The 13,840-nt window shown below is 60.0% G+C and carries 11 protein-coding genes; 5 read left to right on the top strand and 6 right to left on the bottom strand.

The genetic code is table 11. The annotated features are described in order from the left end of the window. From WB528_RS25675 to fdhF, 4 genes are all read left to right on the top strand, one after another. Positions 1–646, top strand: a 646-nt coding sequence (locus tag WB528_RS25675; RefSeq protein WP_423891994.1) for a molybdopterin molybdotransferase MoeA, incomplete at its 5' end; no start/stop codon positions are given. Positions 647–656: 10 nt separating this feature from the next. Continuing rightward, the gene (locus WB528_RS25670; protein WP_423891992.1) at positions 657–896 is read left to right on the top strand and encodes a sulfurtransferase TusA family protein; all 240 of its coding nucleotides are present in this window, start codon (positions 657–659) and stop codon (positions 894–896) included. Between the two features lie 167 nt (positions 897–1,063). Next, positions 1,064–2,773 carry an NADH-ubiquinone oxidoreductase-F iron-sulfur binding region domain-containing protein gene (locus WB528_RS25665; protein WP_423891990.1) on the top strand — a complete coding sequence of 570 codons (1,710 nt, stop codon included), beginning with the start codon at positions 1,064–1,066 and terminating at the stop codon, positions 2,771–2,773. A gap of 186 nt (positions 2,774–2,959) precedes the next feature. Next, positions 2,960–5,719, top strand: a complete 2,760-nt coding sequence (fdhF, locus tag WB528_RS25660) for a formate dehydrogenase subunit alpha (RefSeq protein ID WP_423891996.1) — start codon at positions 2,960–2,962, stop codon at positions 5,717–5,719. Between the two features lie 30 nt (positions 5,720–5,749). Here the strand turns inward: fdhF and WB528_RS25655 are convergent, their stop codons facing one another. After that, positions 5,750–6,565 (bottom strand): substrate-binding domain-containing protein, encoded by an 816-nt coding sequence (locus WB528_RS25655; protein ID WP_423891988.1) that lies wholly within the window; start codon positions 6,563–6,565, stop codon positions 5,750–5,752. A 207-nt stretch (positions 6,566–6,772) separates the two neighbouring features. On the opposite strand from WB528_RS25655, the gene WB528_RS25650 reads away from it, so the two are divergent. Next, positions 6,773–9,070, top strand: a complete 2,298-nt coding sequence (locus WB528_RS25650; RefSeq protein ID WP_423891986.1) for a TonB-dependent receptor — start codon at positions 6,773–6,775, stop codon at positions 9,068–9,070. 60 nt (positions 9,071–9,130) lie between these two features. Here WB528_RS25650 and WB528_RS25645 read toward each other — a convergent pair whose 3' ends face one another. The 5 genes from WB528_RS25645 to WB528_RS25625 all read right to left on the bottom strand — a co-directional run. Continuing rightward, positions 9,131–10,219, bottom strand: a complete 1,089-nt coding sequence (locus WB528_RS25645) for a peptidase M15 (RefSeq protein WP_423891983.1) — start codon at positions 10,217–10,219, stop codon at positions 9,131–9,133. A 360-nt stretch (positions 10,220–10,579) separates the two neighbouring features. After that, positions 10,580–10,762, bottom strand: a complete 183-nt coding sequence (locus WB528_RS25640) for a hypothetical protein (RefSeq protein WP_423891981.1) — start codon at positions 10,760–10,762, stop codon at positions 10,580–10,582. Positions 10,763–11,326: 564 nt separating this feature from the next. Then, positions 11,327–12,313, bottom strand: coding sequence for a Bug family tripartite tricarboxylate transporter substrate binding protein (locus tag WB528_RS25635; RefSeq protein ID WP_423891979.1), 987 nt, complete (start codon positions 12,311–12,313; stop codon positions 11,327–11,329). A 43-nt stretch (positions 12,314–12,356) separates the two neighbouring features. Continuing rightward, positions 12,357–13,064 (bottom strand): GntR family transcriptional regulator, encoded by a 708-nt coding sequence (locus tag WB528_RS25630; protein WP_423891977.1) that lies wholly within the window; start codon positions 13,062–13,064, stop codon positions 12,357–12,359. A 103-nt stretch (positions 13,065–13,167) separates the two neighbouring features. Beyond that, the coding region (locus WB528_RS25625) for an SDR family oxidoreductase (RefSeq protein WP_423891975.1) at positions 13,168–13,840 on the bottom strand (673 nt) is incomplete at its 5' end.

The raw sequence follows: 13,840 nt of genomic DNA, 5'->3' as shown, positions 1-13,840 counted from the left end.
GACGAAGCGGGCGGCCGCACAGCTCTTCGATTCCAATCGTTTCATGCTGATGGCGATGCTCCGCAGGCTCGGCTGCGAGGTGAGCGATCTCGGCATCTTGCGTGACGAGCGGACGTCGCTGGCGAGGGCGCTGAAAGAGGCCGCGGGACGACACGACCTCATCCTCACCACCGGCGGTGTCTCGACCGGCGAGGAGGATCACGTCAAGGCCGGTGTCGAAAGCGCTGGATCGCTGGTTCTGTGGCGGATGGCGATCAAACCCGGCCGTCCGGTGGCCATGGGCATTATCGACGGCGCGCCATTTATCGGGCTGCCAGGTAATCCGGTCGCCAGCTTTGTCACCTTCGTCCATGTTGTGCGCCCGACGGTGCTGGCTCTTTCGGGAGCAAAGCCCGCGCCGCTGATACCGATGCCGGTACGGGCCGCCTTCAAATACAGGAAGAAAAGCGGTCGCCGCGAATATGTCCGTGTCACGCTTCGAAAAGCCGCTGACGCGACGCTGGAGGCGATCAAATTTCCGCGTGAAGGTGCCGGCCTGTTGTCGTCGCTGGTTGAAACCGATGGACTGATCGAACTCGGCGAGTCCATCGTCAAGGTCGAGCCCGGCGACAGTGTTGGCTTCCTTGGTTACGCCAGTCTGTTGTAAGTCTGAGGACATGGCCACCACCAAGCTCGATCTAACCGGTCTCAGATGCCCGTTGCCGGCGCTCAAGACACGTAAGGCCCTCAAGTCGGTATTGCCGGGCGATTCCCTTGAAGTGCACTGCACTGATCCGTTGTCGGTAATCGACATTCCGAACTTGATCCGCGAGACCGGCGACAAGGTCGAAATCACCGAGCGCGATGAGACGAGAATCGTGTTCTTGATCGAAAAAGCCGATAACGCGACAGATTAGAATGAGGGGCTGGTTCCCGGCCGCCAAACGATTGTCAGAAAGGATAATTTTTCTTGTTCTAGATACGTTCTAAATTGACTTGCCTCTGGTATACCAGAAAGTATGGTCCCTCTGGTATACCAAGAAGGTATGGTCGGCTAAGCCAAAGTCAGTGGAAACAGGATTGTATGAGCCAGGACGTTCACAAAGTTCGCCCCTTCGAGCACCCCGGTCAGGGACGAAAACGGGCCAAACCGACCCCCAAGGGTCGCCAGGTCGATCCAGGCGCTCTCGACGAAATCGAGGCATTGCTCGGCAACCGGCCGAAGCAACGCGACATGCTGATCGAGTACCTGCACCTGATCCAGGATAAATACCACCAGATCTCGGCGGCGCACCTCGCGGCACTGGCCGACGAAATGAAGCTATCGTTCGCCGAGGTGTTCGAGACGGCGACCTTCTACGCGCATTTTGACATCGTCAAGGAAGGCGAGCCAAGCCTGCCGCCGTTGACGATCCGCGTCTGTGATTCCCTCACTTGCGCCATGCTTGGCGGTGAAAAGCTTTTGCGCGACCTCCAAAACAAGGCAGGGCCCGGTATCCGTGTCGTGCGCGCACCCTGCGTCGGCCGCTGCGATACCGCGCCGACCGCGGAAGTTGGCCATAACTTCGTGGACCATGCGGCCGTTTTCAGCGTCCTTGCTACCGCAAATAGCGGCGACACGCATACTCATGTTCCCAGTTACGTCGGGTTCGACGCCTATGTCGCCGACGGCGGCTACAAGCTTTTGGGGCGCATCCGGTCGGGCGATTTGCCGAAGGAGGACCTGCTGAAGGCGCTGGACGATGCGTCGTTGCGCGGTCTTGGAGGCGCTGGCTTTCCGACGGGACGCAAATGGCGCTCGGTGCTGGGTGAGCCGGGTCCGCGGCTGATGGCGGTCAATGGTGACGAGGGCGAGCCGGGAACCTTCAAGGATCGCTGCTACCTCGAGCGCGATCCGCACCGTTTCCTCGAAGGCATGCTGATCGGCGCGCATGTGGTCGAGGCAACCGACGTCTATATCTATCTTCGCGACGAATATCCGGCCGCACGCCAAATTCTCGAGCGCGAGATGGCAAAACTGCCGCCTGGTGGTCCAAAGCTGCATCTGCGCCGCGGCGCCGGCGCCTATATCTGCGGCGAAGAATCCTCGCTCCTGGAGAGCCTGGAAGGCAAGCGCGGCTTGCCGCGGCACAAGCCTCCATTTCCTTTCCAGGTAGGCCTGTTCGGCCTGCCGACCCTCATCAACAATGTCGAAACGCTCTGGTGGGTGCGCGACATCGTCGAGAAGGGCGCCGACTGGTGGAAGAGCCACGGCCGCAACGGCCGCCAGGGGCTTCGCAGCTTCTCCGTGTCGGGCCGCGTCAAGAATCCCGGCATGAAGCTTGCGCCCGCTGGCATCACGGTGCGCGAACTGATCGACGAATTTTGCGGTGGCATGGCGGATGGCCACACTTTCCATGCCTACCTTCCCGGCGGCGCATCGGGCGGCATCCTGCCGGCGACGATGGACAACATTCCGCTCGATTTCGGCACGCTGGAAAAATACGGGTGCTTCATCGGTTCCGCCGCGGTCATCATCCTGTCGCAGGCCGATAGCGTTAAGGAAGCTGCGCTCAATCTGATGAAGTTCTTTGAGGACGAAAGCTGCGGGCAATGCACCCCCTGTCGTGTAGGAACCGAGAAGGCGGCGCTGTTGATGCAACGCCCCGTTTGGAACCAGGAACTGCTCGGTCAATTGAGCCAGGCGATGCGTGACGCGTCGATCTGCGGTCTCGGGCAGGCGGCCTCGAATCCCCTGACTTCAGTGATTAAATATTTTCCCGACGAGTTTCAGCCGCGGGAAGCTGCCGAATAGGCGTACCGAAGGCCAACTGGTTTCTGACGAGGTTTATAGATGAGCAACGAGAAGAGCTCTCCGCCGCAAGGCTACGGCCACGACGCCAAGGGCGCGGCGGGTGGCAAGAACGTGCCGGACGGCCGGGTAACGGTAACGCATACCGAACCGACCGGGACGGTTGGCGGCAAGGGCAGCGGACCTCAGATGATCAAGTTCGAGCTTGACGGTCAGCAGGTCGAGGCCCGTGTCGGTGAGACAATCTGGCAGGTCGCCAAACGCCAGGGCCGCGATATTCCGCATCTCTGTTACTCTCCGGCACCTGACTACAGGCCAGATGGCAACTGCCGCGTTTGTATGGTCGAGATCGAAGGTGAGCGCGTGCTTGCCGCTTCCTGTAAGCGGACGCCGGCTGTCGGCATGAAAGTGAAATCCGCGAGCGATCGCGCCGTCGCCGCGCAGAAGATGGTGATGGAGCTGTTGGTCGCCGATCAGCCGGCGCGTGAAACTTCCCACGATCCGGAATCGAAGTTCTGGAACTGGGCCGAAAAGATCGAGGTGACAGAAAGCCGCTTCCCGGCAGCAGAGCGCTGGCACGGCGACGCCAGCCATCCGGCCATGCGCGTCAATCTCGACGCCTGCATCCAGTGCGGCCTGTGTGTGCGTGCCTGTCGCGAGGTGCAAGTCAACGACGTCATCGGCATGGCCTATCGTAACCACGCCTCCAAGATCGTCTTCGATTTCGACGATCCGATGGGAGAATCAACTTGCGTGGCCTGCGGCGAATGCGTGCAGGCTTGCCCGACCGGCGCGCTGATGCCCGCCGTGATGTTGGACGAGAACCAGACCCGCGTCACCTACCCGGACCGGAAAGTTGACTCGCTGTGTCCTTATTGCGGCGTCGGCTGCCAGGTCACCTACGAGGTCAAGGACGAGAAGATCATCTACGCCGAGGGCCGCGACGGTCCGGCCAATCACAATAGGCTCTGCGTCAAAGGCCGCTTCGGCTTCGACTACATCCATCACCCCAACCGTCTGACCAAGCCGCTAGTGCGGTTGCCGGGAGTGAAGAAGGACGCCAACGACCAGGTCGATCCCGCCAATCCGTTCACGCACTTCCGCGAAGCGTCATGGGAAGAGGCGCTAGATATCGCGGCAAACGGCCTCGTCAAAATTCGAGATGAGAAAGGCCCCAAGGCGCTGGCGGGCTTCGGCTCCGCCAAGGGATCGAACGAAGAAGCCTATCTGTTCCAGAAGCTGGTCCGGACCGGTTTCGGCTCCAACAATGTCGACCATTGTACCCGGCTTTGCCATGCGTCGTCGGTCGCGGCCTTGTTCGAAGGTATCGCCTCGGGCGCGGTGTCGGCGCCGTTCTCGGCTGCTGCGGACGCCGAAGTCATTTGGGTGATCGGCGCCAATCCTACCGTGAACCATCCGGTCGCTGCGACCTTCATCAAGAACGCGGCCAAGCGCGGCGCCAAGCTGATCGTGATGGATCCAAGGCGCCAGACGCTGTCGCGGCACGCCTATAAGCACCTGCAGTTCAAGCCCGGCAGCGATGTCGCGATGCTGAATGCGATGATCAACACCATCATCACCGAGGGGCTTACCGACGAGCAATACATCGCCGGTTACACCGAGGGTTACGATGAATTGAAGGCCAAGATCGTCGAGTTCACGCCCGAGAAAATGGCGCCGATCTGCGGCATCCCTGCCGAGACGCTGCGGGAAGTGGCGCGGATGTACGCTCGCGCGAAATCCTCCATCATCTTCTGGGGCATGGGCATCAGCCAGCATGTGCACGGCACCGACAATGCGCGCTGCCTGATAGCGCTGGCGTTGATCACGGGCCAGGTCGGTCGTCCCGGGACGGGCTTGCATCCGCTGCGCGGCCAGAACAACGTCCAGGGCGCTTCGGACGCCGGCCTGATCCCGATGTTCTTTCCGGACTATCAGCCTGTCGGCCGCGACGACATGCGGGGTGCTTTCGAGAAGCTCTGGGGGCAGGAGCTCGATCCCGAGCGCGGGCTGACCGTGGTCGAAATCATGAATGCGATCCATGCCGGAACGATTCACGGCATGTATGTCGAGGGCGAAAACCCGGCGATGTCGGACCCCGATCTGCAGCATGCGCGCGAGGCGCTGGCCAAGCTGGACCATCTCGTGGTGCAGGATCTGTTTGTCACCGAGACCGCGTTCCATGCCGACGTCATCTTGCCGGCTTCGGCGTTTGCGGAAAAATCCGGCTCATTCACCAACACCGACCGCCGCGTTCAGCTGGCGCGCGAAGTGATCAAGCCGCCGGGTGAGGCAAAGCAGGACCTGTGGATCATCCAGGAAATCGGCAAACGAATGGGTCTGCCCTGGAATTACGCGGGTCCGGGCGAGGTTTTCACCGAGATGGCGCAATTGATGCCGTCGCTTGACAACATCACCTGGGAGCGGTTGGTGCGCGAGGGCGCGGTGACATATCCCGTGGATGGTCCCGACCAGCCGGGCAACGAAATCATCTTCACCACGGGATTCCCGACCGAGAGCGGCCGCGGCAGGATCGTGCCCGCCAAGGTTCTTGCGCCGGATGAAATACCCGACGACGAATATCCGATGGTGCTTTCTACCGGCCGCGTGCTCGAACACTGGCACACCGGTTCGATGACTCGGCGCTCGCAGGTGCTCGACCAGATCGAGCCCGAGGCGGTCGCGTTCATGTCGCCGAGGGACATGCGGAAGAAAAAGGTTGCGCCCGGCGACTTCATTCGTCTTGAGACGCGCCGCGGCGCGGTCGAGGTCAAGGTGCGCGCCGACCGCGACGTACCCGAAAACATGGTGTTCATGCCATTCTGTTACGCGGAAGCGGCAGCGAACCTGCTGACCAACCCGGCGCTCGATCCGTTCGGAAAAATTCCGGAGTTCAAGTTCTGCGCGGCGCGCGTCGAGCGTGCCGAGCTTCGAACGGCGGCGGAATGACCGGTTGACGGTGCACTCGGTCGCGTTGCTTCAAGGTTTCGCCGGTGCGACCGACGCAACCGGCTCGAAACCGTGGCTGCGCAGAATGTCCTGGCCCGTCTCCGACATCACGAACGCGACAAAACGCAACGCGACTGGCTTGTCGTTGAGAACGACCATGCCGTCGGCGGGATCGACGGTGAGGGCCGGAGGCAATTTGATGGATGCGAGCGACGGCATTTCCTTTTGCAGCGCGGGTACCGCGCTGCAGTAAATCAGCATGACGTCTGCCGCATCCGACTGAAAGATTCCTTCGACGGCTCCTTTGCCCGGCACCAGAGGAGGCGTCTTCTCGCCACCACCGACCAGCTTCTTGGCCTTCGCTTCCAGCGTCGCGCGCGCACCTGGTTTGAGCGCGTCTGCCCGCGCGAACACTTCCCAGCTATAAGTTCCCAGCGGATCCGAACCCGGCGTCGATGTCGCAATCCGCAGGGTTGGATCGAGCAGCTTGTCGAGAAGGTTGGTTTGATCGAGACCCAGGTTTGAACGGGAGAGTGCGCATAGGCTGTTGCGCGCGAACAGGATCACCAGGCGCTCAGGGTGTGCTGTGGCGAGTTGACGCGGCTGTTCCATGTCTGCCGATGCAAATACGTCGACTGCCGCGCCGTTTTCGATCTTCTGGCGCATCAGTCCCGAGGCGCCAAACTCCGGCGGATCGATCGTGTCGGACTGTCGCGGAAAGCGATGAAGGAGCTCCGTTATAGCAGCGCGGAGACTACCTGCGCTCATTACCTTCAGGGTATCCGCTCGCGCGGGCGTCGAAAGTATAAGGACGATCGCCAATAGGCCGATCATGTAGCGCGGCATACCATTCTCCAAAGCAAGCTTGATTGAAAAGCGCGATCATCTCATTGGATTTACGGATCGTACTTCACCCGGAAAGATCAATTTCAGAACGACGGATTCTGTTGCACATATGTCATTGCCAGAACAGGTCCGTTATAGTTTCAGTTTATATAACGAGTAAATTTATCGATCGATCAACGATCGAGATTTCCTACGGGGGCTACGGGGATGAAGTATGTGGCGGCAGCCGGCATCTTGCTGGCGACTTTTAGTTCCGAGGCGGTTGACGTTGCGCACGCTCAGCAGGCACCGCAGGGGCCGCTTCCAACGGTCACGATCGAACCCGCAAAACCGCAGACCGATCGGCAAGGCCAGTCCGCCGCCACAAAGCCAACCAATACACAGAAGAAAAAGAAGCGGACGGCGCGTCGAGCGTCTCCGCCGCCACCGGCTGCTGCCGGAGGGCCGGGACAGAGCGGTGCGGAAGGCGTCCACAATGCGGCGACCCATCCCAATTACAACACGGGCATCGCGAACTTCGGGCCCCTTGGAAACCGCAGCGTACTCGACACGCCGTTATCGATGACGGTCATATCCAACGACATGCTGCAAAACCTCCAACTGAAGACGGTCAACGATACGCTGCGATATCTTCCCGACGTCGAGATCCGCAATCAGCAGGGTTTCGAGGTATCTCGTCCTCAGTCCCGCGGCTTCCAGGGCACCGTTGTGCAAAACACGCGGCTCGACGGGCTGAGCGTTATCGGCACGACCGCGATTCCCGCCGAAAATCTTTCCGGCATTCAGGTTCTGAACGGTCTCGCCGGTTCGCTCTATGGACCCGCGACGCCGGCCGGCGTTTTCAATTATGTTTTGAAGCGGCCGACGGACTCGCCTTACGCGAGCTATACGCAGGGGTTCGATTCCAGCTCGGTTTTCACCGAAAATATCGATGTCGGCGGGCGTGCGCCTGACAAGTCGGTCGGCTATCGATTCAATGTCGTTCACGGCGAAGGCGAAAGCTGGGCTCCGGAAAGCTCGTCCAACCGGACGCTGGCGAGCGGAGCGCTCGATTTTTATCTCGGCGATCGTACCGTCGTCGAAACCAACTTCAGCCACTACGAAACCAACACGACCGGACTGCCCGGCAGCATCGTTTACTTCGGCGGCCCGAAATTTCCCATACTGCCTGCCGCGGTCGATCCGACCAAGCTCGGTCTGGGACAGCCGGGCGCGGGTACGGATCTGATCACCAATACCGGTCTCGTAAAGGTCAAGCATGACCTCAACAACGATTGGAACATCGAGATCGGCGGCCTCTATCAGGATGCCGTGCGCAATCTATTCGGCATCACCGACACGCTCGTCAACAATAACGGAAATTATACGGTCACCAAGAACTTCAATGCCGTTCCGCACTTCACGATCGCCAGCAACACGGCGTCGCTGACCGGGAAATTCGATTTGTTCGGCTTCCGAAACGAGGTGACGATCGGCACGAACGGATTTTTCAACGGCCAGTATTCATATTTCAACTCCATCGCGCAGAATCTCGGCAGTTCGAACCTCGCCGATCCCACAGTATTTGCGTCTCCACCGCTTCCGAACAATGGCGGTCAGTTCAAATCGGCCATTCTGCAGAACCAGACGATCGTCACCGGAGACACATTCCACTTTAACGACCAATGGGCTTTGCAAAGCGTCGTCAGCACGTCGTTCCTGCATTCGGAAAGCTGGAATGCCGCCGGTGCTGTCACAAGCCAACAATCGGCTGATGGCGTCGTCAGTCCGACTGTGAGTCTGATCTACAAGCCTTTCGACAAGATTACGACTTATGCGACCTGGGCCAACAGCGTCGAACAGAGCGATCAGGCGCCGGCCGGGACTGTCAACGTCAATCAATTTCTCGCGCCATACACCGATCAGGAGTATGAAGTTGGCGTCAAATACGCCGTGACCCCGCGGCTGCTCGCCACCTTTGCTCTGTTCCACATGACGCGTCCGTTTGCGTCGACCGATCCGGTTACGAACATATTTCAGGTCGTGGGCACGCAGCGGAATAATGGCGCCGAGCTGTTCCTCCAGGGCGACATCTACTCGGATCTCACGGTATTTGGCGGCATCAGTTACATAGACGCGAGGCTGGAGAATACCGGGCTCGCTACGACCAACGGTCGGCTGGTTGTCGGGGTCCCGCTCTTCAAGACAGACATGCTCGTCGATTATCATCCGGCGGCCTGGCAAGGCTTTGCGCTGACCGGCGGCGTTCATGCGGAGGGCGAGCGCACGGCGACGAATTTGAACAACTCGTTCGCGCCCTCCTACGCGACGTTCGATGTCGGAGCTCGTGTTTCGAGAATTGTCGACACACACACCGTGACGGTACGCTTCCAGGTGCTCAATGTCGGAAACACGTTCTATTATTCGTCGATCGCCGACGGCAACATTGTGGGTAGTCCCGGCGCCAATACCGCCTATCTCGGCACGCCACGGACCTACCTGCTCAGCCTGCAAATGACGTTATGAACTGATCTGGCCAGGCTTTACTGCTTAGCTTCGCGAGAACCGACCGAAATCCCGGCCACACTACCGCGCAGCTATTCTCGAGTGCCGAGCCGGGCTGCGATGGTCTCGCAAAGCGACGCTGTGCGGCTTTGCTGATCCGGCCTGTCGAGTTTTCGTTGCTGGATGATGTTTGGCATATTCCTGGCCGTCGATCGGCGCGACGTGCGGGGGGTCTCTATCGAGATAGGGTCGGCCGATACCAAATTCTTTCCCGTGGTCATCCACCCATTTCCAAAGGATGTCACTGGAAGCCAATCGCTGCGCCCGTGTTTCCCCGTTGACGCTCACGATATCGGCCGCGAGCCCGTGACCGTAGCCACCGCGGAAGCTGCCTCCATGGTACGATCTGTCGTTGGCCGCCTTGAGGCCGGCGGCAATCGATTGGCGATAGTCATCGCGGAAACCGCTTGTAATCCCCGGTGACAGGCCCGCCTGGTCGGCGGCACGAAGCATTTGAAAGAGCCTCAGCCTGAAATCCCGATCGATGCCGCCGATCACATAGTCCGCCATAGGCATGCCTGCTTTTTCGGCCGCCTTCGGGTCCTTCCACGAAAAATCTTCATCGGTCGTTGTCGTAAAGGTCTTCGTGACAGTCACCGATCGGCCTTTTCTTTTGACGACTACCTTTCTTCGTTCTTCGGTTCTGATGGCGTCTTCCTTGGGCGCGCGTTGGTAAAGCTCCCAAAGATAATAATTGATGCAGGAGTCCCTAGCTGAACAGTTGTCGGCACCTTCAGTCGGGCCAACAGCGCGATCGGCGTCGCCAGGCTCTGGAGAAGCCATGTTGTTTTCATCTGGCTCCGGCGGAACTTCGGCCGGCAACGTCTCCGATGAATTCGTCAGCGCGGCTGTAACGATCGGATCCGGCTGACGCGAGACCGGAGCTTCGATGGGCGCTTCCGCTATCGATCTGCTGGCGGCTGCGACATCGGCCGTGCTGAACGCGATGACCGGTGGTTGAACGGTGGGCCTGGTGTCGGTCATAACAGCCGGTTCGACGCGCTTGGTGATAGAGGTCGCGCTGGTGGTGTCGATATAAGCGGGACCAAACGCTGCGAGCCACGCTAGAACCGAAGCTGGCAGAGCTACCTCTCGGCAGAATGCGGCCATCGCCGCCAACCGCGGGTGCATGATCACCGTCTCCGCAAGGTCGGACTCAACATCAGACGCCGGCCATTTTTCGAGCCTCGGTTTGAACAAGCAACCGGGAAAACATTGATTATTCAATTTCCAAGGCGGTGTTGCTGAAATGTAACGTACATCATTTCATGTCCACAGCAAGCTTCGGGGCAGGCCCAGGGCGGGAAGTTGTTGGAAGCCGAAATGCAAAGTCGCGAAGCGAAGGCTTGCCTCGACGGATCTGGTGTTCGTCCAAAATTTTGCCGATCGTCTCGGGCAAACAAAAACAAAGGCCCTCGGGATTCCCGAGGGCCGCAATTCACCAAGGGGCAAGTCGCCCGCAGTGATACGCTATTTGTTCGGCGCCTCACGCGCCTGGCGCTCGGCCTTCAGCCGCTCGAAGTTCGCTCGAAACGCGTCGTCCGTCTTCTTTCGCTCGCCGAGGGCCTTCTCGGCGTCCCAGCGGCTCTTTTCCTTCTTCGCCGCACGCTCTTCCGTAGTGACGGCCGGTTTCTCTCGATGCTCAAAATCCATGTAAGTCAACGTGTTACAGCTCTGAAGGTTTCCCCGCCGGCCTACAACGGCCAACGAGAACTTTTGTTCCAGCCGACCGGGGAACAACACCAGGAGAGCGACATTGACTGCGCGTGGGAATGTCGAAGGCCATTCGCAAGCAAGCGATAAGGGCGGAAAGGGCTGCTGCCCAAACCGCCGACGCCTTTCTTGCAGATTAGATGAAATCCCTGGCGGAGGTGTTCAGGGCTCAGGCTGACATCCTGAAAAAAAGAAGAAGAAGAATGAGCTTCACAGTTAAAGCCAATAGCCAGCATGGAGAGCTGGCACACCGCAGGAAAACATCCGATGCGGCGCTCAGGAAGGCCCGCGAGCTTTCGAGAAACGGGTGCCATGACATCCACATCATAACCCCCGAAGGTCGGGACTACGCTTCTGCCGAATTTGGAGACCTTCCCCGCACGCCTGTCGCAAGGCGGCTTGGTCAGAATGCCATCTCACCCGATCGGTAACCGATGCGCTTTCCGCTCAAACTCTTCTCGTTCGGACCGGCGTACGCGGCGCAGCCATTTGCGCAATCGGCGCTTATGGATTGGCGGATCGGTTTGCAGCGCTGATGATTGGAATCAGCCGCGCAGCCTCGCTTTTCACAAGGTCGGCGAGCGGCTTGGGTCCGCGGCGGTTTGGTTCGATCATATCGGCGCCCAAACCGACCAAGCGCTTGCGCACCTGTTCCTCGTCGAGGCCCTCGTTAAGGGATGCCGCGAGTTTCTCGACAATCGGCTTTGGTGTGCCAGCCGGCGCGAACACGCCATACATAACAGCGCAATCGAACTCAGGAAGGCCCTGTTCGTAGGAGGTCGGCACATCCGGTAAAATCGGGCTGCGTTTTTTTGCGGCGATGGCCAGGGCTCTGACCACGCCTGCCTGCACTTGCGACAATGTGCCGAGGACGGGATCGCACTCATAGTCGATCTCGCCACTGAGCATTGCATTCAAGACCGGGGCCGTCCCGGTAAAGGGGACCAGCGTCGGCTTGATGCCAATTGCCGAGTTAAGAAGCAGGCATCCGATGTAGGATATCGAGCCGACGCCCGCGTGCCCGACATTGAGCCTGTTCGCGTTGGCCTTTGCGTATGTGACAAATTCACTGAAGTTCCTGGCCGGGAAGTCTTTTCGGACCACAAGCAATTCGGGATATTCGGCAGCGAGCCCGATCGGTTCGAAGTCCTTTTGCGGATCGTAGTTTAAATTCGGATAGAATGCCGGCGCCAGCGCATTTGTGGACATGTGGCCGAACAGGATCGTGTAACCGTCGGCATTAGCGCGCGCAGCACGAAGCGCGCCGATCGTCCCGCCGGCGCCATTGATATTTTCCACCACAACGCTGCGGCCGAGGCGACGAGAAAAAATGTCGGCGACAATTCGGCCGGTAATATCGGCCGGTCCACCCACGGCAAATGGAACGATCATGGTGATCGTTCTTGTCGGATAGTCCTGGGCAAGCGTCGGCGCGCCGCTCAGTCCGCTCGCCATCAGAAGAACAGCGGCCCCTACCCAATACCTCGTCACGATTCACCTCCCTGATGCAGCCTGGCGAAATCGCCGACGCAGACTACGGCTTCTCCTCGGCCATCGATCGCTGGATCATGTCGAGTGCCGCGACCGCCGCGGCCTTCACATGATCGACGCAGCAGCGCTCGGCGAGGTCCTCGTCGCCGCTCTGGATCGCACGCCAGATCGCCGTTACCTCGCGCAAGCTCTTGTTGATGCGTTTGGGTTGCGACATCGACGTGATGCGCAACAACGTAATCCGGTCATGCAGCGGTTTCAGCATGCGTTCGATAAACGCATTCTGGCAGCCACGGATCAAGGCAGCGTAGAAATCGGTTTTGGCCTCAAGGACCGCGATCATGTCGGGCCCGGCAAGCGCTGCCTTCAACCGGGTGAGGGCGTCGCCAATCTTGCGCACGACGGCGGGGTCGTGCAGGCGCGCGCATTCGCGTCCCGCGAATCCTTCCAGCACGGCGCGGGCGGCATAGAGCTGCCGGGCTTCGTCCAGGCTGATGGTGCTGACCATGGGGCCGCGATGGGGAACCGTATTGACGAGCCCGTCGGCCTCCAGCAACCGCAGCGCCTCGCGGATCGAGGGGCGGCTGACGCCCATCATTTCGCACAACTCGCGCTCGACCAGCCGCTGTCCTGGCGTCAGGTTACCGGACATGATGGCCGCGCGCAGTTTTTGCGCAACGATTGCCCGGACCGTCGGGACGTCTTCGATATGGAGCGTGGACTTCAGTTCGGTGCGTCGTCGTCGGTCCATTGGCGGGGTGCCTTCTATTTTCGGATACGTCAACGATTTACCGGTAGAATCGGCGTTTTCGCAATTCCAATACGAGGCCGTTGTCCCTGGCAGCCCGCCTTATTCATGCGACCGACCATCCGCCGTCGATCGGCAGGGCGGCTCCGGTGATGTCCTGCCCCGCCGGGCCGCAAAGGAAGGCGGCCATGGCGCCGACGCTCTCCGTCGCAATAAACCGCCGGCTCGGCTGACGCGCCGCCAGATATTCCCGCGTAGCGGCATCCATGGATTGGCCGTCTTTAGCGGCGGCCGCCGCGATCTTCGATTGAATGGCGGGCGTCGGCAGCGCACCGGGGCACAGCGCATTGCACGTGATGTTGGTTGCCGCCAGTTCGATGGCAATCGCGCGCGTCATGCCGACGATCGCGGTCTTGGTTGTGACGTAGTCTATTCGCTCGGCAACCGCCCGCGTCGAATAGATCGAGCCCATATTGATGATGCGGCCAAAGCCGCGCCGTTTCATGGCCGGCAGCGCCAGACGAACGAGATGGAACGGCGCGGACAGATTGACAGCCAGCGCCTCGTCCCATTTTTCAGGCGAAAAATCTTCGACCGGTGCAAAATGCCGGACCACGGCATTGTTGACGAGGATGTCTATACCGCCAAGGCGCGCTAGCAGGTCGCTCATCATGGCTTCGATGGCAGCTCGTTGCGAGAGATCGGCGGCCGTGCTGATCGCGTCGACGCCGAAGCGCGATTTGAGACGATCGGCCGCTTCACTCGGTGCGACGAGATCG

The sequence above is a fragment of the Bradyrhizobium sp. genome (assembly GCF_049586575.1).
Lineage (GTDB): Bacteria > Pseudomonadota > Alphaproteobacteria > Rhizobiales > Xanthobacteraceae > Bradyrhizobium.
The sequence above is the reverse complement of the archived record's forward strand: the minus strand, read 5'-3'. Positions and strand labels throughout refer to the sequence as shown.

Bases quoted from the DNA above. Each gene is read 5' to 3' on its own strand.
- WB528_RS25670 (WP_423891992.1), top strand. From the start codon at position 657: ATGGCCACCACCAAGCTCGATCTAACCGGTCTCAGATGCCCGTTGCCG.
- WB528_RS25665 (WP_423891990.1), top strand. From the start codon at position 1,064: ATGAGCCAGGACGTTCACAAAGTTCGCCCCTTCGAGCACCCCGGTCAG.
- fdhF (WP_423891996.1), top strand. From the start codon at position 2,960: ATGATCAAGTTCGAGCTTGACGGTCAGCAGGTCGAGGCCCGTGTCGGT.
- WB528_RS25655 (WP_423891988.1), bottom strand. From the start codon at position 6,565: ATGCCGCGCTACATGATCGGCCTATTGGCGATCGTCCTTATACTTTCG.
- WB528_RS25650 (WP_423891986.1), top strand. From the start codon at position 6,773: ATGAAGTATGTGGCGGCAGCCGGCATCTTGCTGGCGACTTTTAGTTCC.
- WB528_RS25645 (WP_423891983.1), bottom strand. From the start codon at position 10,219: ATGGCCGCATTCTGCCGAGAGGTAGCTCTGCCAGCTTCGGTTCTAGCG.
- WB528_RS25640 (WP_423891981.1), bottom strand. From the start codon at position 10,762: ATGGATTTTGAGCATCGAGAGAAACCGGCCGTCACTACGGAAGAGCGT.
- WB528_RS25630 (WP_423891977.1), bottom strand. From the start codon at position 13,064: ATGGACCGACGACGACGCACCGAACTGAAGTCCACGCTCCATATCGAA.